Consider the following 20,978-nt stretch of genomic DNA (forward strand, 5'->3'; position numbering starts at 1 on the left):
CCCAAAGATGTAGTCAAGAAAGTCGAACAATATTGATGATTATAATTTATGCTATGTTTAGAATTTTTTACGTTTCGCTGAGCGATCGAGATAGTCTAGCATCTTACCTGTGCCTTCTGCCACGCAACTCATAGGATTCTCTGCAACGAGGACAGGTACCTTCAGTTCCTCAGCTAAGAGCATGTCCATGCCATGGAGGAGGGCGCCTCCTCCTGTTAAGAAAACACCCTTATCAATAATATCGGCAGATAATTCCGGTGGTGTACGTTCTAGAACACTTTTTGCAGCCGCAACAATTTGTGCCACTGATTCCTCTAATGCCTCACGGATCTCCTCTGAACGTACGGTGATTGTTTGGGGCAGACCGGTCATCATATCCCGCCCCCGAATATCCATCTCTTCATGACGAGCGTTGGGATAGACTGTGGCGATCTGAATCTTAATATCCTCTGATGTCCGTTCCCCAATTAAAAGCTTATATCTTTGTTTAATAAACTTAGTGATGGCCGTATCGAACTTATCTCCTGCTACTTTAATGGAGGAGGCAGTTACAACATCCCCCATGGAAAGCACAGCCACATCGGTGGTTCCTCCGCCAATATCGATTACCATATTGCCGCTTGGTTGATAGATGTCCATGCCTGCACCAACAGCTGCCACCTTGGGCTCCTCTTCAAGAAAGACAGTACGTGCACCGCTCCGTTGGGCAGCTTCACGAATCGCCTTCTGCTCTACTGAGGTAATATTGGTTGGACAGCAGATGAGGATCCGTGGTTTCATCATGAAGCCCTTCATCCCGATCTTCTCGATGAAATGCTTCAGCATCATTTCGGTAATATCAAAGTCTGCAATTACTCCGTCGCGTAGAGGCCGAATCGCTTGAATATTGCCCGGTGTACGACCCACCATTCGTCGAGCTTCTTCTCCTACTGCTAAAACACGTTTGCTTTCTGTGTCGATGGCGACCACCGACGGTTCATCGAGGACGACACCTCGACCTTTTACATAGACTAGTACGTTGGCTGTTCCCAAGTCGATTCCAATATCCTTGCTAAACATGCATGGTCCTCCCTGCCTGAGATCGTTATCTATTATCATAGCGTATTTTTTTGAATCTCGCACCATTTCCTCTCCATTTCTTTCGTGATTCGACAGGGATCTTCCTTCTCCTTTTTTCATTTTTTACTTATTAATCCTTGAAGGGCCTCCTTCCCTGGTCGCTGCAGGTTCTTCTCCCACCATGGGCAGTACCGGCTTACCCCGCTTTTTCAAGCGCGTCCGTCTGCTCTCTCCCTTATACTTCTCCTTGGTTGCCTCCCCGCCACGGATATGTCGGATCGACTTGTGATACTCCAAAATCTCTTTAGCTTCCTTCGCCAGTTCAGGATTCACTTCAGGCAATCGTTCTGTTAGGTCTTTGTGTACGGTGCTTTTGGAAACTCCGAATTCTTTGGCGATGGCGCGAACCGTGCTCCTCGTCTCAACCAGATAGCGGCCTATTTTGGTGGTCCGCTCTTTGATGTAATCATGCACTCCTTTCGCCTCCCTGCTTCGGCTTTGTCTGATACATTATATTGGCAAGGTGGGGCACTTATTCGTTGGAGTCAAGCCTGACAAGCCAAATAAAAAAACCCTTTCTGCCTATTCGACAAAAAGGGTCTTTTCCCAGGTTCATATGTTACGTTCTAACATGCTATACTTTTATCTTCTTAGTCCAATAAGAAATTCGATCGCCTCATGTACCGTTGTAAATGTATGTGTTCCTTGATACAACCAACGGTTGCGGGTATCGTTATCTTCACGAGTAGGTAATCCGTCGTCCACTAATGAGACAAGCGTCCATTTTCCATTTTCGATGGCGGTCTCGTAGTTTCTTGCAATCTCGCATGTGGATTTGAGGTCGCCTTTTTCATAAAGTGGTATGTGCCTTTTCACATTCTCTTTAATGCGAGCTTTATCCGCTGGTGAGACGATTGAAGGTCTAACACGTTCATAATGAAGTAACAGCCAGTACTCTACACATGCTGTTGTCATGAGTAACCGAACCTTAATCCCACGTTTATGAAGCCTGCGCAGTCTTTTGATAATCTGATAATTGCCATCCCAATGTTGAGCCTTCTCAATCTCAGTGTCGAAGAAAAACCAGATTTCATCTGTAACTCCAATATTATTTCGATACTCTGCGTTATTTTTGAACATCCGCTCTGCCTCAATAAACAATCCTGAATTAGGTGGAATTTTTATAACAGCAACGTCCTCAAACGCTGATTTAAGGAATTTTGTATATGCCTGTTCAGTTTCTCCTTCCCAGAACACATAGATCAGAGGCTTGATCCTACGTGCCACTGCTACACCTCCTCTATTTCTAAGTTGGGCGTAGCGCCATACTTGCCGACTAAGTAACCCTTATGGATATTCTCATCTGGATGAGGAGAAAATTCAGTGATGTTATAAATTTCAGAAACTCCTGTTTTTCTGTTTTTATCTACGAAGTAAATCTGATCGCGACGCAGGACCTCCATATTTAGTAGCTCTGTGTTGTGTGTGGTAAAAACAATCTGAGCTCCGGTCTTATTGCTGTTTTTGCTTTGATAACGTGCCACGATATACTCTACAAGTAACGGATGCAATTCCTTTTCTAACTCATCGACAATCAAGGTACCTCCGTTAGACAGGGTTTTTTCGATGGCTGGCGCTAGCGCCATTAAATTTTTCGTACCATCTGATTCATCTGCAAGATCTAGAGGATAATACTTGACTTCTCCTGTCTTAGACACACCGTAATGTAGCGATGTAGCCTTTAGTTCACTGACTCTGAGTCTTGCTTCTGCTTCATTGGGGGTACTAGACAAGGCCTTCATCATATTTTGTAATGCAGCTTTAATATCTTCTGGGAGGTTTGCTGGTAAATCCTCATGTCTAGACAACTCTTTATTGCTAATCTCAAATCTCATATCTTGAATGCCGAGATCTGCCTTTTGTGCTGCAGAAACCATTGCCTTTAACATCCCTCGATCCTCTGCATGCTCAAGAATCTGATTCGGAATATCTGTATAATCTCGAGAGAAGACCACACACTCACGAAACCATTTCATCGCTGCGATACAAAGTTGATAATTCATTGTGCAGGATACTGCAAAAAAGAGTTGATTTGAGGCCACTGCCTCGCTGATTAGCTCTTTTTTCTTTTTCTCTGTATCAGTTGGAAAGGAAAAATCCTGACCCTTTCGCTCAAAGATCGTTGCTCTCTTTCCCTTAGGGCTATGATATAGATATTCCGTTACAATCTTAGCCTTCGTCGCTGAAAAGCCATAGATGTACTTAATACCATCCTGCATATAGGTATATTCAAATGCTGTTGGTTCATTTTGTGAAACATCATCGAGAGAAAAGGGTTGCACAGGAATCGTTGCCTTCTCATGCTGTGTCCGCTGAGCATTACGTACAAACTGTACACCTAACCAAAAGGCTCGAATAAGGTTGCTCTTTCCGCCACCATTTTTTCCAAATATCGCAGCCGCTGGTAGCACTTTTTTTGACCCATAGGGAATTAAGCAATCCCTATATTCTTTAAGGCCTGCTGCAACCATAGATAAAACAGCTTCATCTCGGAATGAACGGAAATTGGATACCATAAATTTTATAAGCATAAGATCACCCCTTCTAATTCTATTATATCCAATATTTAATAAATGCAACTTGTATTTTAGGAAAACCAATAAATAATTGCCATATTTATTAATATTTCATTCGGACCTTGGCGGCACTTTACTCCCGCCTATAAAGATAAGGATATTAATAAAGCCACAGAGATCAAAAAACCCTTTCTGCCATTTCGACAAAAAGGGTCTTTTCCCAAGCGAATTTCCTTGTCTATCTAGTTGCTTATTCGGTCTGTTCCTTCTCATTATTCTGCTGATTCTCTGGTTCTAATTGAGACGCAGGTTCTTGTTCTGGAGTATCCTGATCTTGATCACGCTGCTCATCCTGTTGCTTCTCTTCCTTATTCTCCTTCTTCCAGAACTTGCTGAGGATCTCCTCCGCATTGGCAAAGGTGTCGTCCTGAATCACCTCAAAATGAAGATGATTCCCAAGCTCCTTCTCAAAGAGATTGCTGCCTGCTTGTCCCAGCAAGGCACCAGCTTGGATCTCATCCCCTTCTTTCACAAGAAGGTTCTGTAGACTCTGATAAACGGTCTTCAGCTGATCAGTATGCTGGATTTCTACCACATAGCCGGCCAGTACATCCTGCTCAGCCCGAACCACCTTACCAGCTTGTGCTGCGACCACATCAAAGGATTCGCCATCGGCGCGAGCCAGGTCAACACCATTATGGGGATAGTAGCCATTGGCATATTTCACGATATTGGGTGCTGCTACATTACCCTCCTGGGCTGCTGCTGGCTGTTCTTGACTCGCCACATAGAATCCCATGATCATCTGGACATCGACGCCTCGAGCAACGGGCCAGCCAAGCTGACTGCGATCAGCACTAACTGGAATGGCTTCACCATCTTCTAACCAAGGTTGTCCACCGGCTTCACCCTGCAGTTCAGAGTTTGGCTGCTCCTCTGTGGTGTTGTTCACATTCTGGACTATCATAATGGTAGCTAAGATAATTGCTGCAAGGCCTAAGTATAGGGCTGGGTAAAACCACTTTTTCTTCACATATCTTTGCCAACCTTGACGCCCCTCCTGTGAGGAAGTCTCTTGTTCATCCATTGGTTTCTTTTGATCTTCTTTGGACATTTTTAATCACCTCAGCAACATTCTTGCCCAGGTGACTTCCACTTTATACCTCACCTTCACACTTTTTCAGCAAATTTTTATGGAATAGCCGAGAACACTCGTGGCTTTAGCCATGAGTGGTTCAACCGTTTGTTACTCAAGCTTTGCTAGCTTCGTTCCCTGATAATAATGAAGTAGAATGGCCTCTGCGGTATAGCCTTCCTCCGCCATGCCGGCAGCACCCCATTGACTCATTCCCACGCCATGACCGTAGCCATAGGTGATCACCTTCACCTCATCTCCCTCTAGCTCCAGCTGAAAATGAGCCGACTTCAATTGCAGGCGTTCTCTGATCTCACGTCCGCTCCATGACTTGTCCTCGATGGCATAGGTCTTTACCCGTTTGCCTGTTGTCCAGTTCAACACATGACCCACTGTGGCCATCTGCTTCCCCTGCTGTCCATTAGAGCCTTGTACTGTCACCGCTGATGCTAGCTTCACACCCAATTCCTGCTCCACGTCACTCCTCTTCATCCGCTTGGTGGTCACTGCATGGGGAGAGGCTTGATCCCAGGGTGAGGACACACTCCGCAGATAAGGGAGTGCTTGCTGCCAATATTCCTCCACGTTCTCTGTAAAGCCATTGCTTGTAGAAAAATATAGAGCAAGAATGGGCTTCCCCTCATAGGTAAGGATCTGATTCTCAGTGGCGGTCACTGCCCCCTGCACCTTCTGCCAGTTCTGTTCATACTGGGCGCCCCAGCGGTCTCGTAATCCCTCTTCATCTAAATAGACTTGATCCTTCACCTGATCGCTAAGAATGGTTGAACCCTTCCCATGATAGACCGCATAGGTTCGGGCTGCGATAGCCTGAGCCTTCAAGGCCTCCAAGGGAAATTCTGCGGGCATCTCCGCCGCTACCACGCCCGCTACATACTGATCGAGAGGGAGGGTTTCTACCTTTCCATTATTACTTCGCTTCAGCTTAACGAACCATTCTCCTCCCTCCTGCTCACCTGTATTGAGAATCTTCCATTGTAGGGCTCGCCCTGACGCCGATGCAGATATTGATTCTGAGCCGATCATTGCTCCTACCTCGAGATTAGTAGCTCCTTGGGAATGAGAGGGGCTCGGCTCCACCCCTGAATCAGCACCTGCTGCTGCTGTCCACCAAGCCGTCAAAGCTGGGACAAGCAAGAGCATGAGGGCTGTTCCTGTAAGATAGAGAAGCCATGGCAGGCTCCGCTCCCAATGACGCTTTCTCCTTCTGAACATGAAAAGACGCCTCCTTCTACGACTCTCTCAGCTTCTGCTCTTCTCTTCTTCCAACCTATGCTGGGACAAGAAAGAATAGACGAGAAACTGTATCATCGTGAAGGAAGCGCCGCGAACTCTCCCCTTATACCACAGGGGATGACTTGCTTACCGGAGAATCCTTGCTTACCAGCGTTCGGTTCTCTGTATCCAATTGGCAGAGTAGGCCGATGGGGATGACACCGGTTGGCTCACAATGACCTACTTGTAAGCCGCCCATCACCGGTTTTCCCAAGGGTTGGAGGTAATGACGTAGCACCTCTTCGAGACTGAAGGAATGATTATGCCGTGCTGGCTCACATTGCTGAAAGTCGCCGATTAGGAATCCTGCACAAGCGTCCAGCTTCCCTGCTTGCTGCAGTTGATTCAGCATCCGATCAATACGGTAGGGCTCCTCATTCACCTCTTCGAGAAATAGTAATGCTCCCCTGGTATCTAGCTCATAGGGTGTACCGAGGGTACTGGTGAGTAAGGTGAGATTTCCCCCTAGAATGGGACCCTCTGCTTTCCCCTCCACCCAGACCCAAAGAGAATCTGTCACTTCTCCATGCTCACCATATTCATAGGGCTTCACCTCTTGCAGGAGCTGGAGACTCTGCCAGGTAGGAGATTGGTATGGCGCCTTACCTAGATCAGTACTCAGCATGGGTCCGTGGAAAGTGACAAGACCTGTGCGCTGATAGATAAGATTAAGCAAAAATGTAAGATCGCTATAGCCCCAGATAATTTTCGGATTGGCAGCGATGACCTCGAAGTCCAGGTATGGAACCATGCGAGCACAGCCATAGCCGCCACGGACAGCCAGGATGGCTTTCACCTCAGGATCGGCGAAGAGCTGTTGGAGTTCTAGCGCCCGCTCCTCATCTGAGCCTGCCAGATAACACCATTGCCGTTCGAGACTGCTCCCCCGCTTCACCTGAAAGCCTTGCTCCTCAAGGAAGCTAATGGCTCGTGCCGCTTCCTCGAAGGACCTGGTAGGACTGGCTGGTGCCACGAGCCCGATGGTATCTCCTGGTTGAAGCTGACGCGGTATGACCATCATGGGAGATCGGCCCATTTCAGTTCGAGATAGCCTACAGGATGACGAACGATCCCAGTCACCTCTGGCTTCTGTAGCAGATTACGGTTGTAGAAATAGAGGGGAAGAATGGGGGACTCCTCCATTAAAATCTTCTCCGCTTGATACATGAGCTCAAAGCGCTGCTTCTCATCGGTCGCAGCCAGGATCTCATTGAGGAGCTGATCATAGGTGGCATTGCTCCAACCGGTCCGATTCATGGAATCGCCACCCCGATACCCTTCCAAGTAGTTGATGGGATCCGCATAGTCGGCTAAGAAGGAGGAACGGTTAAATTGGAGCTCCAACGCCTTCTGGGCTGCTAAGTGCACCTTCCACTCCGTATTCTCCAGCTTCATCTCGATGCCCAGATGCTCCTTAATCATCTGCTGCATGGCTTCAGCAATCTGCTTATGGGCATCGCTGGTATTATAGGTAAGGGTAACGGGCGGTAGTGTGGTATATCCCTCCTCCTTCATTCCTTCCTCTAAGAGTCGCTTCGCCTCTGCTGGATCAAATTTGATCAGAGCACCATTGGTCTGGCGGAAATCTTGCCCCTCACTGTCGAGGAAGCCGGTGGAGACGAAGCCGTAGGCTGGTTCCACACCACCCTTCACAATAAACTTGGTGATCTGCTCCCGATCGATGGCCATGCTAAAGGCCTGACGAATCTTCTGATTCTGGAACGGTTCCATGGTAAGATTGAATCGATAGAAATAGGTCCCTGATTGCGGTGCAATGACCAGCTCTGCACTGGTAGCCAACTGATCTGCTAGATCACCAGGTACTCCAGAGGTGTGAAGCTGCCCTGCTTGATACATCTGGTACTCTGTATCTCCATCGGAGATCATATGCCAGACCACCTCATCGAGCTTCACATTGGCCACATCCCAGTAATGCTCGTTCTTCTCCGCGATCATCTTCTCCTCATGGACCCACTCCTTCAGCTTGAAGGGACCATTGCTCACGAAGGTAACGGCATTCTTATGCCAATCTGCATTGGCTTCTGCTGTTGCTTGGTGGACGGGGAAGAAGACCGGCATAGAAGCAATATGCAGAAAATAGCCCTGAGGCTGACGGAGCTTCACCTCTAATGTGGTGGCATCAAGGGCCTTCACCTGCATCTCATCACGTGTACCCTCGCCATTATTAAAGGCCTCAGCCCCTTCAATATTGTAGGTGAGGAAAGCTGCTGTAGAGGCTACTTCAGGATCAGCAATGCGCTTCCAAGCGTATTCAAAGTCATGGGCGGTAACCGGTTCGCCATTAGACCATTTCGCATCCTCACGAAGATAGAAGGTATAGACCCTACCGTCCTCACTCAGCTTCCAGTCCTTGGCCATGGCTGGGTGCGGTGTATGATCTGCACCGAGACGCGTTAAACCTTCCATGAGATTATTCAAGATGTTATAAGAGACCTCATCAAAAGCAATAGGGGGGTCAAAGGAGGTAGGTTCATCCCCATTATTTAAGATCAGAACCTTTCGTTGCGCTGCCTCTTTCCCTGGATCGGTGGGACTTTCATTTGCAGAGCCCTTTGGATCCGACGTACCATCTGTGGTTTTCCCTGTGGTGCAACCGCTTACAACAAAGATGATACATAAAACTACAAGAAGCCACCAACTGCTCTTCCTTTTCAATTCAATCTCTCCTTCCATTCCTCTTATTCATGCTTACCAAAGGTCATCTTCACTTTCGTCTCCGCTACTCGCTGAAGGGGATGACCACTTCGAGCCTCTTGCTGTTCGCGGATCCCTGCTGCAAAATGAGGAAACAACTGTTGACCACGGGGATCCTGTAACCAGCAGGCAACATAATGAGTGGGTCGCACCCGTGTACGAGGTGGCGCCAAGTGCACACATGCTTCCATAGCATAGGGGCAACGTGCTACAAAGGCACAGCCTGGCGGGGGTGCGAAGAGATCAGGTGGTACACCAGGGATGGGCTGCAATACTTTCTTTGTCCAATCGAGGCGCGGAACAGAATGCAATAACCCACGGGTGTACGGATGCTGGGCACGATAAAAAAGCTCCTCCGTCTTTCCCTCCTCCACCACCTGACCTGCATACATGACCAATGTACGATCGGCAATGCCTGCTACCACGCCAAGATCATGGGTAATGAGGAGCAATGCCACCCCGATCTTGGCTTGGAGCTCTTGGAATAGTTCGAGGATCTGTGCTTGGATGGTCACGTCCAGGGCTGTGGTAGGCTCATCGGCAATAATGATGGCAGGTTCACAGATAAGCGCCATAGCAATCATGATGCGCTGTCGCATCCCACCGCTAAACTGATGAGGATACTGCTTCAGCCTCGTCTCTGGAGCAGGGATTCCCACAAGCTGCAACATCTCCAAGGCCAGCGTACGTGCTTTCTTTCGCGATACCTGACGGTGCTTCCGCAGCCCTTCTGTAAGCTGCTCACCAATGGTGATGGTAGGATTGAGGGAAGTCATAGGATCCTGAAAGATCATGGCGATCTCAGCGCCGCGGATCCTGCGCATCTCCTCCTCCCCCATGGAGAGAAGCTCTTGACCGCGGAAGCGAATACTCCCCTGTGTGATGCGCCCAGGAGGTGTGGGGATGAGCTGCATGATGCTCTGTGCGGTCACGCTCTTTCCACAGCCAGACTCTCCCACGATGGCTACAGTCTCTCCCTGTCGGATGGTGAGATTGACACCACGAACCGCCTTCACGGTACCTCCATAGGTTTGAAACGCTACATGTAGATCCTCCACTTCAAGGATGGTATCCATCCCTTCCCTCCTTCCTTATGCGAATATGAATATGATTTTGCTCGCTTTTTGCTTCATCCTTGCTTAGCCTTAACGGAGACGTGGATCTAGCGCATCCTGGAGCCCATCGCCAAACAGATTGAAGGCGAGCATGGTCAAGGAGATAAAGAAAGCTGGGAAAAAGAGGCGCCACCAATGGCCTGAGAGAATGGTGCCTAACGCATCATTGGCCATGGTACCCCAGCTGGCAATGGGAGCCTGTACGCCTAAGCCTAAGAAGCTTAAGAAAGCCTCTGCAAAGATGGCAGCAGGTACGGTGAGCGTCATCTGCACAATGATGGGACCCATGGTATTGGGAATGAGATGGCGAAAGATGACACGTGGGCTTGATGCGCCTAATGTGCGAGCAGCCAGCACATATTCATTACTCTTAAGCTGCAGCATCTGGCCCCGTACGATCCGTGCCATCCCTACCCAGCCTGTAATCGTGAGGGCAACGATGATGGTTGTAAGTCCCGGCTCCATCACCACCATAAGGAGGATCACCACAAGAAGATGGGGTAAGCCATAGAGGACATCCACAATCCGCATCATCCAGTTATCTACACGACCGCCAAGATAGCCACTGAATCCACCATAGACCACGCCGATCACCACATCGATGAGGGCAGCCATCATTCCAATAAAGAGGGAGATTCTTGCGCCATACCAGGTACGGGCAAACATATCCCGTCCAAGATGGTCCGTGCCAAACCAATGCTCGCTGGAAGGTGGTTGATTCTGATCTTCTAGTACTTGCTGCTCATAGCCATAAGGCACCATGAGGGGACCGATGATGGCCATAAAGATTAACAGTAGGATGACGATGAGACCGATAAAGGCCATACGGCTCTCCATTAAGCGTTGCCATACATCCTGCCAGTAGCTACGGCTTGGCCGAACGATGAGATTCTGTTCCGCTACTTCAATCTGTCGTGGAACGAAATAATGATCCGGTGCTTGCATCGCTTACTCCCCTTTCTGATCCAGACGAATCCGTGGATCTAGGAGACTATAAGCCAGATCCACTACCAGCATCATCAGGATGAAGAAGCTACTGTAGAGGACGGTGGTTCCCATAATGGTGGGATAATCACGATTGTTAATACTCTCCACAAAGTATCCTCCGATTCCAGGAACAGCGAAGATCTTCTCGATGACGAAGCTCCCTGTTAGAATACCTGGAATCAAGGCGCCTAGGAGCGTCACCACCGGTAGCAAAGCATTGCGCAGCGCATGCTTCAGCACGATCACCACGGGGTGAAGTCCTTTGGCACGAGCGGTTCGGATATAATCCTGTGTTAAGACCTCCAGCATATTGGATCTAGTGAGACGGGCGATGATGGCGAGGGGACCAAAGGTGAGCGCCAAGGCTGGAAGCACAATATGGAGCGGTGTCCCCCAGGTGGCTACCGGCAAGAGATTCCATTCTACGGCGAGGTATTTCTTCAGCAATGCTGCCATGATGAAATTGGGCACGGAGATCCCAATGACCGCCACCACCATCGCTCCATAATCCAGGAGACGGTTATGACGGAGGGCAGCGATCACTCCCAGTGTAATCCCGGTAATGGTCGCCACTAGTAGCGCCCAAAATCCTAGCTCCAAGGAGACGGGAAAGCCGCTGGCCAGCATCTGATTTACCGTCTGTGTATCCTTCACCAGTGAAGGGCCAAAATCCAAGGTTAAGATGGACCTGAGATAGGAGAAATACTGGATCATATAGGGTTGATCCAGCTGATAGTAGGCGCGGATATTCTGCATCACCACTTCATTGCTGGAACGTTCCTTCTCAAAGGGATCACCTGGTGCCAGATGCATGAGAATAAAGGTAAGGGTGATAATCACCCAGAGGGCTAACACCATGGCGATGAAGCGTTGTAGTAGATACCGTTTCAAGCATGACCCCCTCCTTTCTGGTGATGGGCGGGAATAACTTGTACACCAAACCAACTTCCTTAGTACATCATGAAAATTTCGCCATGCAGGCTAGCTCTGTCATGACTAGCATCGCTTGATAAGCTTCCTTCATATCCTTCGCGGCGAAGCGGACGGTGACGTGATCGTCCTCCAGCTCTGAGCCTGGGAGAAGATGAGCTAATTCTGCATGCCCACAGTTAACGAACTGAATACGGAGGACAGGCTGAGCTGGTGGCTGTAGCGCTTCAATAGACCCAAGCTTCGTCAATGCTTCCGCTGTCTTCGCCTGTAGGAGCTCCCCGGCCTTGGCAGGCGTAAGGCTGAGCGCTGCTGAGCGAGAAATGGACTCCTTCACTACTGCGGTAACCACACCGGGGATCAGCTCCTCTGCCTCTCTGGCTGCATAATCATCCCCTGCGACCATAATGACAGGAACGCCATAGTAGCCTGCCAGCATGGCATTCAATCCCAGCTCCCCCAATAAGCGATCATCGATCCACATATGACGAACGCCAAAGATCATGGTATGGCTTAACGTACCAGGCGTTGTCGCACGGGCATGATACCCTACATAAATGGCTGCAGTAAAGCTAGCATCGAGGCCCTGTACCATGGAGTAGGGCTTGGGCGATCCAGAGATGAGCTTCGCAGCAGGATGTAGATCCTCGATCAGTAAGTTATTCATTTGGGAATGGCTATCATTGACGATAATCTCCGTTGCACCTGCTGCCACTGCTGCCTCGATCACATTGTTGGTCTCTGTAGTCATGATTCTCTGCCCTCGTTGGTACTGATATTGCCGTGAGGAGATATATGTTTCATCCACCATGCCTGTAATTCCTTCCATATCCACGGAAACATAAAGCTTCAAATGACCCCATCCTTCCCAATCATGTTAATGTTTTCCTCATTTCATGTGTATGGATTCTTCGACAAAACCATGCTATATCCTCTTAATATTTTTATTACCGTGAATATTGTGATAATTTTAGGCTTTTTTCCCTAGATCGATCTAAAAAAGCCACCTCAATGAGGTGGCTTGGCATCTTAGATTCGTGATGCCCATGATGATTTGCAAGATTGGTAATGGATGATGAAATTGGTTATGGCTGATGGATTGGGTTCTTTTTGGATGAAGAATAGGGACGATCATGGCGAATTAGATCGGCATAGCTCTCCCGTTCCACCACAAGCTGAGCCTCACTATTCTCTACGAAGACGATGGCGGGTCGGGGAAGGCGATTATAGTTGCTGGCCATGGCATAGCCGTAAGCACCTGTACAAAAGACAGCGAGAAGATCCCCGTGCTCCGGCTGGGGCAAGGGAAGATCCCAGATCAGCATATCGCCTGTCTCACAGCACTTCCCAGCGATGGCGAAGGCCTGCTCTGCTCGATCCCGCATCCGATTGGCCAAGACCCCTTCATACTGAGCATGATAGAGGGCAGGTCGGATATTGTCCGTCATACCGCCATCTACCGCTACATAACGATGCATCCCAGGTACATGCTTCATAGAACCGATGGTATAGAGAGTGGTACCTGCATCTCCTACTAAGGAGCGCCCTGGCTCAATCCAGATCTCTGGCATGGGCCAGCCTCGCTTCGTCGTCTCCTCCCGAATCGTGATAATAATGGCATGAACATGCTGCTCCACAGGAATGGGGCGATCCCCTTCCACATAGCGGATTCCAAAGCCTCCCCCTACATTAAGAACAGGAAAGCGTCGTCCAAATTGGCCTTCCCACTGCTCAAGATGGAGATAGATCTTCTGAATCGCTTGGATGAAGCCAGCAGGATCAAAGATCTGCGAGCCAATATGGGAGTGGACCCCTAAGAGCTGAAGATTGGACGATTGTAGCACCTGCTCAATGGCCGCTGTGGCCTGCCCACTGACGAGGTCGAAGCCAAACTTGGAATCCTCCTGACCGGTGGAGATATACTCATGGGTGTGAGCCTCTACACCAGGGGTTATACGGAGGAGGAGATTAATGCTCTGTTTATATTGCTCACTCAGTCTCTTGAGCCAGGCGATTTCGTAGAAATTATCGGCGACGAAACAGCCCACCCCGGCTTGGATGGCATATTCCATCTCCGCTGGACTCTTATTATTCCCATGGAAGTGAATCCGCTCTGGAGGAAATCCAGCTTGGATGGCCGTGTAGAGCTCGCCACCAGAGACCACATCGAGGCTGAGTCCCAATTGATCCACCAGCTGAATGATAGCAATGGAGCTAAACGCTTTACTCGCATAGGCTACCTGTGCCTGTAACCCTTCCTCTGCAAAAACCTGGAGAAATTGCTGAGCTCGCTGCTGAATAAGTGCTACGTCATACACATACAGAGGCGTACCAAACTGCTTTGCTAACTCAACTGTATCCACCCCGCCGATCTCCAGATGGCCTGCTGCATTGACGCTACTGGTCCCATGCAATACCATATGCTTCACCTCTTCTGTCAAATTGCTGTCGATGTTTTGGCTACTCTTGACAATAATATTTCATTGATTGTACATCTCTAATTCGTCTCTGTCCAGTAACGTCTTGCTCCACAAAACTCTTCTTCGTAGATCGTCCCAGCAATAGCGATGATTTCAATGCTCTTTCCGGTATACGGTGAATGGAGCATTCGTCCGTTCCCTCCATAGAATCCCACATGATGGACCCGCCCTCGCCCCTGCTCATAGGCAAAGAACAGCAGATCCCCCGGTTGCAGCTGATCCTGTGTAATGGGCTGACCTGCCTCACTCTGATCACTGGCATCACGGGGGATGGTTATACCAAATGCCTGATGTATGCTATAGGCAAAGCCAGAGCAATCGTAACCATAGGCGGACATCCCACCCCATAGATAAGGAAGCCCTAGGAAGCGCTGCCCTTGGGCAATCAGCTCTGCTCCCTCCCGTGGTGGGAGCAAGGGTTGTGTTGTGGTTACTACTCGAACATGATCCCGTGCCACCACACCGGACCCGAGGGGTGTCTCTACCTGAAGCCAGGCAGATGACCCGCTCGTATTCGCTTCTTGACTGGTTTTTATACGACTCTCTGCAAGGGGAAGGCGGGTCTGATAGCTCAGAATGACCTCCTGCTTATTCATCGAGGGCACCTTGGCACCCTCCCCTTCTTCTCCAGCCTCTTCTCTAGCCTCGTTAGCTAGAACCAATGTAGTCAATGGTTCCGTGACAACCACATAAGGGACGAACTGCACCGCTGCTTTAGCCTCGTTCAGCATAGCTGGGATATCGCCCCCATAAAGCTGCCTGGCAACAGCCCATTCTCCAGGAGTCACCATGGCAATCTGCTGCGCAGGGAGCCAACCAGGATAGCCTCGTTTTTCCTTCTCACTCGACTGTGAGGGAACCACCACTTGGAACCACGAATCGGTCTGATCAATTACCTCTACTGGTGTGCCCATGAGGAGCTGACTCTGAATCCTGTTGGTCTCCCAGAGGCGGAGGCGTCCACCTTCCCCCAATCGCTCCAACCATTGATTTAGCTGGGGATGCTCTCCCAATACTAGCCGATCCACCGCTTCACAGCTCATGGGGTGGGTCCAAAGCGTAGCCACAGCCGCCTTCACGACGCCCCATCGCCCTCGACTCGCTTCTCTTCTCCCAAGCTCTCTCATCTTCCATCCCCTTTAGCATAGACTTGAACCCCGATATAGCGGGGATGCGCAGCACCTAGGCCTGGCTTCGTAGGAAGCTGGATCATCCTACCCTCGTAGCAAATCCCCCCTACTGTAGGATCGTTGCTCAGCATTAGTGGCGCATCAAAATCGACACGAGTAATCCCCGGCTTGCTCGCTGCAAAATGAGCAGCGGCTGTTACACTGAGCCGTGATTCGATCATACTCCCTACCATACACTCCACCCCTGCACTTGCTGCCAGCTCGTAGATCTGCAGGGCATGCCTAATCCCTCCGCTCTTCATCAGCTTGATATTGAAGAGATCCACGGCACGAAGCTTCAAGAGCTGTAAGGCATCCTGAGGGGAGAAAAGGCTTTCATCGGCCATAATGGGTGTGGAGACTGCATCAGTAATCGCCTTCAACCCTTCTAGATCATGGGCCTTCACCGGCTGTTCCACAAACTCAATGGGAATACCCCAGTCCTCTAGCATATGAATGGCCCGGATGGCTTCCTTCACATTCCAGCCTTGATTGGCATCAATGCGCAGAAGAACCCCTGCCCCAGCCGCTTGATGAACCGCTTTAATCTTGGTTAAATCGTCGTTGATCTCTCCTTTGCCCGCCTTAATTTTTAAAATTCTGAACTCTCGGTTCGCCAGTTGGGCTGCCTGTGCTGCCATCTCCTCAAGGGTGGCGATCCCTACAGTATAGTCAGTCTCCAGCTGTGTACGAACACCACCTAAGTACCGATAGAGAGGAAGTCCAGCAAACTGGCTCAAACAATCATAGCAGGCCATATCCACCGCCGCCTTGGCGCTGGTATTCCCCACCATCACCTGATGGATGCGGTGAAAAACCTGCTCATAATCCAGGAGATCTAGCCCAATGATAGCAGGTGCTAAGACCGCTTTAATAGCCCACTCAATACTGTCTGTACTCTCACCTGTAATCTCCAAGGTGGGCACTGCTTCACCCCAGCCTATGATTCCTTCATCGGTATCCAGACGTACTGTTACAGCCTCTGTTGCAGTGACGGTACGTAGCGCTGTCCGAAAAGGCACCTTCAGCTGATGAAGCTGACGTTTCACTTCCACACTGGTTATTCTCACAAAATATCCCCTACTTCCACTTTTTACCCTATTCTCTCCTACAAAAAAAAATCCGTCAACCCATGATTCTACTCTTCATTCGCGAGATCGTCGCAAATCGAGAAAGAACCATGTTTGACGGAAAGAATAATACCATTTATTCATGTACTAGCCGGATGAGGGGAGGGATTCCAGCAGCTGCAGCATAAAGCAGCTCATCTTCTTCCTCCTGAATAACTTCTCGTTCTTGAATGCGACAGATGTCCGCACCAAGTTGTTGAAGCTTCTCCACGAAATGGACGTATCCACGGTCAAGATGCTCCAAGCCCGTTACTTCCGTTTCCCCATCTGCGGCCAGCCCCAAGAGGACCAGGGCTGCAGCTGCGCGTAAGTCGGTGGCGCACACCTTAGCTCCAGAAAGATGATCTCCTCCTTCGACCAAAGCGGTGCGTCCATCAATCTTTATTTTTGCATTCATCCGTTTGAACTCTTCGCAGTGCATAAACCTGTTTTCAAAGACCGTTTCACTGATCACCGAGCTACCGTTTACTGTTAAGAGTAGGGCCATCATCTGGGCTTGCATGTCGGTAGGAAAACCTGGATAGGGCATGGTCTTCACATCCACAGGCTTCAGCGGATCCTTGGCATAGACACGGATGCTATCCTCCCCTTGCTCCACGCCAACTCCCATCTCACGGAGCTTGGCTGTGATGGAGCGTAAATGATCGGGGATGGCATTGAGGATGGTCACATCCCCTCTGGTGATAGCTGCTGCCACCATAAAGGTGCCCACTTCGATCCGATCAGAGATGACATAGTGTCGTGTTGCCTGAAGTTCAGCAACCCCTTCAATGCGGATCTCCGAAGTACCAGCTCCTACGATACTTGCGCCCATGCTGTTTAAGAAGTTAGCCAAGTCCACAATCTCCGGCTCCTGTGCTGCATTCTCAATGATGGTGGTACCCTCCGCTAATGTGGCCGCCATCATAATATTCTCGGTGGCACCTACACTAGCAATATCCAGATAGATCTTTGCACCTTGTAGCCGGCCATTGATCCTTGCTTCAATACAACCATTCTCCATGTCGATGGTGGCTCCCATGGCTTGGAAGCCTTTTAGATGAAGATCGATGGGGCGACTTCCGATGGCACAACCTCCAGGCAATGGAATACGTGCCTTCCCTACACGTGCCAATAGTGGACCCATGACAAGAAATGATGCACGCATTTTTCGAACGTATTCATAAGGTGCTTCCGTCATTGTTAAATGCCTCGCATCAATGTGTAAAGCGTCCCCTACCCGCTCTGTGGTGATCCCTAATGTCTCAAGAACTCGGATGATGGTACTTACATCCTGTAATGGTGGGATCTCGTACAACACATTCTCCCCACGCTTGCAGAGAATCGTGGCAGCTAAGATGGGTAATACGGCATTTTTTGCTCCATGAGCGCGAACGGTTCCATGTAGTTTATGTCCCCCGCGGACGATGATTTTATCCAATTGCGTTCCCTCCGCGTACTGTACTATTTTGCTGCGAATTCCTGGTTCCATCCTATCTTATTCAGCAAATAAGATAGGCGTTCCCATCTTATGGTCAATTTGACTTGTTTCTTCATTGCGATGACTCATCCATTGTAGATTGATCCTGGTGTTGTGATTAGGCAATCGATGCTGAATTTGGGCATCCTCATAGGCTGTTACCCAAGAATTATCATCCTCATAGGCACTCAGCTCAAGCGCTTCTACAAGTGCTTGAAATTCTTGCCGTTGTTGGGCCATCTCCTCATTGGTGCGCCAGTCATTTTCCGTTCCACGCAATTCAACAAAGTAATAGGGATCAATATGTATATCGCCTAGGACCCCGTTCCATTCTGTTGCCACCTGATGAATATAAGCTTGGTCACCTGGGAAAAATTGAAGCTTGAATAATACAGTGACACGCTCTGAATTCTCCTGTTGAATCAACTGTAACTTCACTTCATAGCTCCGGTTAACGCCAAGCTCTGAGCTTTCTTGATGAAAGCCTTGCCATACCATCTGGTATTGGTCTGCTTCAGACTGCCAATGGAGGTGTGGAAAATGATTTTGCAGGTGGGTAGAAATTTGCTTCTGTTGAAGGGGTTCTTCAAGTGATTGCACCGTGGATCGATGCAGTAAAATGGTTTGCTGAAGGGGTAATTGCAGGGTGGAGAAATAGTGAGCCATCACTTGCCAATCATCCATGCGCTGTTGAAGTGCGAGCGACTGCTGCGTTGAAGCTTCGTCTCGCCCAGCATCCACCGGAATGAAAAGCCAGCTAATCAAGAGTATAAAAAGGCCCACGCTAAGTCCAGCCATACAGAGGAGAACATGCTTCTGATCTCCCCCGTTCCAACCATGTTTCATTTGTAACCTCTCCCTTTTTTCCATCTATCTCGCGATACGCTCTTGTCTTGATTGATTACCTATAGTCTTGACGGATGGAAGGAGAGATATACTTTCAAAATGCAGTTGAAGAACGATTTCTACCCCTTAACTAAAGAAAAAACGTAATTGACTTGTCCAGATATAATAGTCAATAAAAAACCTACCCACTCCATGACCAATGATAATGGCCAAAAAGAGGATTAGCAATTTGCTTTTTTTACTGGAGGGCTCTGCTAAAAAAAGATCTACGCGAAAGCCCTGCAAAAGCCACCAGCTGATAGCAATAAAAAAAAGTGTAAGCAAGATGCTGAATAACCCTTGAATCCCTATGCCTGTTAGATGATTTGCTACATCCACCTGTATCACCTCGATATACACTGATCTATTATACTGATCTTTACCTATAGTTGACAGCATTTTTTCTGTAAAGATTAGAAATATTTGTGTACCCCCTTATTGAAGGGGATAAAAAACGGGCGGATGGGAGGGAGTTACCCTACGAATCCGCCCGAATTACCGTCATGAACAAGGCACATTCTCGATTATGGAATGCTAAAGAGATCATTGAATACGTTGAAATTCTCATGGATAAAATCGATGGCAAAGTTCGGCATTAAACCGAGCCCAATGGTCACAATAAAGGTAACCAATAATACGAAGGCGATGGGAATAGGTGTGATCACCCGTTCTTCTGTCTCACCAGGCCGCATATACATCTGCCGCACGATGGAGAAGTAGTAAAAGTAAGAGACCACCGTTGTGGCAAGCATGATGGCCACCAACCAATAGAGCTCATGACCTAAGGCTGCCATTAAGAGATAGAACTTCCCAAAGAAGCCTGCGGTAATGGGTATGCTCGCTAAGGACATAAGGAAGATGGTCATGGCAACCGCCAACATCGGTGACCGATGATAGAGACCGGCAAATGCCTTTAAATCCTCAGTCCCCTGCTCCTTGGTCAGCAAGGTGATCATGGTGAAGACCCCTAAGTTGGCAAACAAGTACGCAATGAAGTAAAAGAATAGCTGATCAAAGAAAAGCTGACTAAATGCCACAAAGGGTACGAGAAGATAGCCTGCTTGCGCAATACTGGAATATGCCATCATCCGCTTCACATTCACCTGGCGGATCGCCATGGTATTCCCTACGATCATGGTGATGGCTGCAATCATTCCCACGAGGAGGGTGAGATCTACATAGAGCACACTCCGCATCTGACCTTGCTCGGTAAAAGTAAAGTCGAGATAACCCACGAGGAAGATCCGGAGAATCATGGCAAAGCCTGCTGCCTTCGAAACCACTGATAAGAATGCAGTTACTGGTGTAAAGGCTCCTTGGTAAACATCTGGTGCCCACATCTGGAAGGGAACCACCGAAATCTTGAAGGAGAGCCCTACGAGAATCAGAATAAAGCTGAGATAAACCAAGAGATCATAGCCTTGATCAAAGGCGATATTCAAATGCTCCCACATCCCATAGAGATTGGTGGTGCCCGTTAAGCCATAGAGATAGGAGAAGCCAAAGAGCATGATGGCACTGGCGATTCCCCCATTTACAAAGTACTTAAAGGCCGCTTCATTGGAGAGCTGGTTCTTCTTCCGAATCCCCACCAGAATGTAGGAGGAGATACTGAGTAGCTCCATGGCAATGAAGAGGGTGATGATATCCGCAGATGAGGCCATCATCATGGCTCCCAAAAGGCCTGTGAGTACGAGGGTGTAATATTCTCCCTGATAAACAATCTCCCGTCGTTCGATGGCTTGTAAGGATAAGATGAACATGATGGCTGTACCGATCAGGAAGAGAAACTTAAAGGCGATGGCAAAGGAGTCTAACCGGTACATCTCATTGAAGAGCTCCTTCGGCGCTGTGCCAAGATCCTGATAGAGGAAGTAACCTGCCATCACCACCGCAGCCAAGGCAAGCCAGCCTAAGAAACGCCTGCTACGATTGGTACGGAGAAAAAGGTCAATCAAAGTGATTAAAAATGCTGCAATCACAATGGTTAGTTCGGGTGCCATGATACTCCATTCATATTGAAATAACTGATCTGTTAACATTGG

Annotated in this window: 18 protein-coding genes and 1 pseudogene; all 19 read right to left on the bottom strand. The window is 48.9% G+C overall.

What is annotated here, in order from left to right; translation table 11 throughout:
* Positions 1 to 57: 57 nt before the first annotated feature.
* Entirely contained in the window at positions 58 to 1,059 is a 1,002-nt protein-coding gene (gene mreB / locus BN1691_RS06850; RefSeq protein WP_048601475.1) for a rod shape-determining protein, read from the bottom strand.
* A 204-nt stretch (positions 1,060 to 1,263) separates the two neighbouring features.
* A pseudogene (spoIIID, locus tag BN1691_RS06855) lies at positions 1,264 to 1,533 on the bottom strand (sporulation transcriptional regulator SpoIIID); the annotation flags it as partial.
* A gap of 168 nt (positions 1,534 to 1,701) precedes the next feature.
* Positions 1,702 to 2,346, bottom strand: a complete 645-nt coding sequence (locus BN1691_RS06860; RefSeq protein WP_048601476.1) for an RloB domain-containing protein — start codon at positions 2,344 to 2,346, stop codon at positions 1,702 to 1,704.
* Between the two features lie 2 nt (positions 2,347 to 2,348).
* Positions 2,349 to 3,650, bottom strand: coding sequence for an AAA family ATPase (locus BN1691_RS06865; RefSeq protein ID WP_048601477.1), 1,302 nt, complete (start codon positions 3,648 to 3,650; stop codon positions 2,349 to 2,351).
* A gap of 235 nt (positions 3,651 to 3,885) precedes the next feature.
* Positions 3,886 to 4,749, bottom strand: a complete 864-nt coding sequence (locus tag BN1691_RS06870; RefSeq protein ID WP_048601478.1) for a M23 family metallopeptidase — start codon at positions 4,747 to 4,749, stop codon at positions 3,886 to 3,888.
* Positions 4,750 to 4,881: 132 nt separating this feature from the next.
* Positions 4,882 to 6,003 carry a stage II sporulation protein D gene (gene spoIID, locus BN1691_RS06875; protein ID WP_053083719.1) on the bottom strand — a complete coding sequence of 374 codons (1,122 nt, stop codon included), beginning with the start codon at positions 6,001 to 6,003 and terminating at the stop codon, positions 4,882 to 4,884.
* A 124-nt stretch (positions 6,004 to 6,127) separates the two neighbouring features.
* Entirely contained in the window at positions 6,128 to 7,084 is a 957-nt protein-coding gene (locus tag BN1691_RS06880) for a S66 peptidase family protein (RefSeq protein WP_048601479.1), read from the bottom strand.
* Positions 7,081 to 8,757 carry a peptide ABC transporter substrate-binding protein gene (locus BN1691_RS06885; RefSeq protein ID WP_048601480.1) on the bottom strand — a complete coding sequence of 559 codons (1,677 nt, stop codon included), beginning with the start codon at positions 8,755 to 8,757 and terminating at the stop codon, positions 7,081 to 7,083. Before BN1691_RS06885 ends, BN1691_RS06880 begins: the two co-directional genes overlap by 4 nt.
* Positions 8,758 to 8,762: 5 nt before the next feature.
* Positions 8,763 to 9,854: an ABC transporter ATP-binding protein gene (locus tag BN1691_RS06890; protein ID WP_076850131.1), complete on the bottom strand. Its 1,092-nt coding sequence runs from the start codon at positions 9,852 to 9,854 to the stop codon at positions 8,763 to 8,765.
* Positions 9,855 to 9,923: 69 nt separating this feature from the next.
* The gene (locus BN1691_RS14535; protein WP_048601481.1) at positions 9,924 to 10,838 is read right to left on the bottom strand and encodes an ABC transporter permease; all 915 of its coding nucleotides are present in this window, start codon (positions 10,836 to 10,838) and stop codon (positions 9,924 to 9,926) included.
* Between the two features lie 3 nt (positions 10,839 to 10,841).
* Entirely contained in the window at positions 10,842 to 11,771 is a 930-nt protein-coding gene (locus tag BN1691_RS14540) for an ABC transporter permease (protein ID WP_187116860.1), read from the bottom strand.
* A 67-nt stretch (positions 11,772 to 11,838) separates the two neighbouring features.
* Positions 11,839 to 12,663, bottom strand: coding sequence for a M55 family metallopeptidase (locus BN1691_RS06905; RefSeq protein WP_048601482.1), 825 nt, complete (start codon positions 12,661 to 12,663; stop codon positions 11,839 to 11,841).
* 232 nt (positions 12,664 to 12,895) lie between these two features.
* Positions 12,896 to 14,230 (bottom strand): diaminopimelate decarboxylase, encoded by a 1,335-nt coding sequence (gene lysA / locus BN1691_RS06910; RefSeq protein ID WP_048601483.1) that lies wholly within the window; start codon positions 14,228 to 14,230, stop codon positions 12,896 to 12,898.
* Between the two features lie 77 nt (positions 14,231 to 14,307).
* Positions 14,308 to 15,417 carry a C40 family peptidase gene (locus tag BN1691_RS14850; RefSeq protein ID WP_048601484.1) on the bottom strand — a complete coding sequence of 370 codons (1,110 nt, stop codon included), beginning with the start codon at positions 15,415 to 15,417 and terminating at the stop codon, positions 14,308 to 14,310.
* Positions 15,414 to 16,529: a mandelate racemase/muconate lactonizing enzyme family protein gene (locus BN1691_RS06920; RefSeq protein ID WP_048601485.1), complete on the bottom strand. Its 1,116-nt coding sequence runs from the start codon at positions 16,527 to 16,529 to the stop codon at positions 15,414 to 15,416. Before BN1691_RS06920 ends, BN1691_RS14850 begins: the two co-directional genes overlap by 4 nt.
* Positions 16,530 to 16,665: 136 nt before the next feature.
* Entirely contained in the window at positions 16,666 to 18,009 is a 1,344-nt protein-coding gene (gene murA, locus BN1691_RS06925) for a UDP-N-acetylglucosamine 1-carboxyvinyltransferase (RefSeq protein WP_048601486.1), read from the bottom strand.
* 57 nt (positions 18,010 to 18,066) lie between these two features.
* A complete protein-coding gene (locus tag BN1691_RS06930) occupies positions 18,067 to 18,894 on the bottom strand; it encodes a hypothetical protein (protein WP_048601487.1) in 828 nt (275 codons plus the stop codon).
* Positions 18,895 to 19,020: 126 nt separating this feature from the next.
* Positions 19,021 to 19,272 carry a DUF1146 family protein gene (locus BN1691_RS06935; protein ID WP_048601684.1) on the bottom strand — a complete coding sequence of 84 codons (252 nt, stop codon included), beginning with the start codon at positions 19,270 to 19,272 and terminating at the stop codon, positions 19,021 to 19,023.
* A 185-nt stretch (positions 19,273 to 19,457) separates the two neighbouring features.
* Positions 19,458 to 20,975, bottom strand: a complete 1,518-nt coding sequence (nuoN, locus tag BN1691_RS06940; protein ID WP_048601488.1) for an NADH-quinone oxidoreductase subunit NuoN — start codon at positions 20,973 to 20,975, stop codon at positions 19,458 to 19,460.
* Positions 20,976 to 20,978 lie beyond the last annotated feature (3 nt).

Origin of the sequence: Rubeoparvulum massiliense (assembly GCF_001049895.1) — a bacterium.
Taxonomy (GTDB): Bacteria; Bacillota; Bacilli; order Rubeoparvulales; family Rubeoparvulaceae; genus Rubeoparvulum; species Rubeoparvulum massiliense.

Coding starts and splice junctions, on each gene's coding strand:
- BN1691_RS06930 (WP_048601487.1), bottom strand. CDS start 18,894: ATGAAACATGGTTGGAACGGGGGAGATCAGAAGCATGTTCTCCTCTGT.
- BN1691_RS06865 (WP_048601477.1), bottom strand. CDS start 3,650: ATGCTTATAAAATTTATGGTATCCAATTTCCGTTCATTCCGAGATGAA.
- mreB (WP_048601475.1), bottom strand. CDS start 1,059: ATGTTTAGCAAGGATATTGGAATCGACTTGGGAACAGCCAACGTACTA.
- nuoN (WP_048601488.1), bottom strand. CDS start 20,975: ATGTTAACAGATCAGTTATTTCAATATGAATGGAGTATCATGGCACCC.
- BN1691_RS14535 (WP_048601481.1), bottom strand. CDS start 10,838: ATGCAAGCACCGGATCATTATTTCGTTCCACGACAGATTGAAGTAGCG.
- BN1691_RS06870 (WP_048601478.1), bottom strand. CDS start 4,749: ATGTCCAAAGAAGATCAAAAGAAACCAATGGATGAACAAGAGACTTCC.
- BN1691_RS06890 (WP_076850131.1), bottom strand. CDS start 9,854: ATGGATACCATCCTTGAAGTGGAGGATCTACATGTAGCGTTTCAAACC.
- BN1691_RS14850 (WP_048601484.1), bottom strand. CDS start 15,417: ATGAGAGAGCTTGGGAGAAGAGAAGCGAGTCGAGGGCGATGGGGCGTC.
- spoIID (WP_053083719.1), bottom strand. CDS start 6,003: ATGTTCAGAAGGAGAAAGCGTCATTGGGAGCGGAGCCTGCCATGGCTT.
- BN1691_RS06880 (WP_048601479.1), bottom strand. CDS start 7,084: ATGATGGTCATACCGCGTCAGCTTCAACCAGGAGATACCATCGGGCTC.
- BN1691_RS06885 (WP_048601480.1), bottom strand. CDS start 8,757: ATGGAAGGAGAGATTGAATTGAAAAGGAAGAGCAGTTGGTGGCTTCTT.
- lysA (WP_048601483.1), bottom strand. CDS start 14,230: ATGGTATTGCATGGGACCAGTAGCGTCAATGCAGCAGGCCATCTGGAG.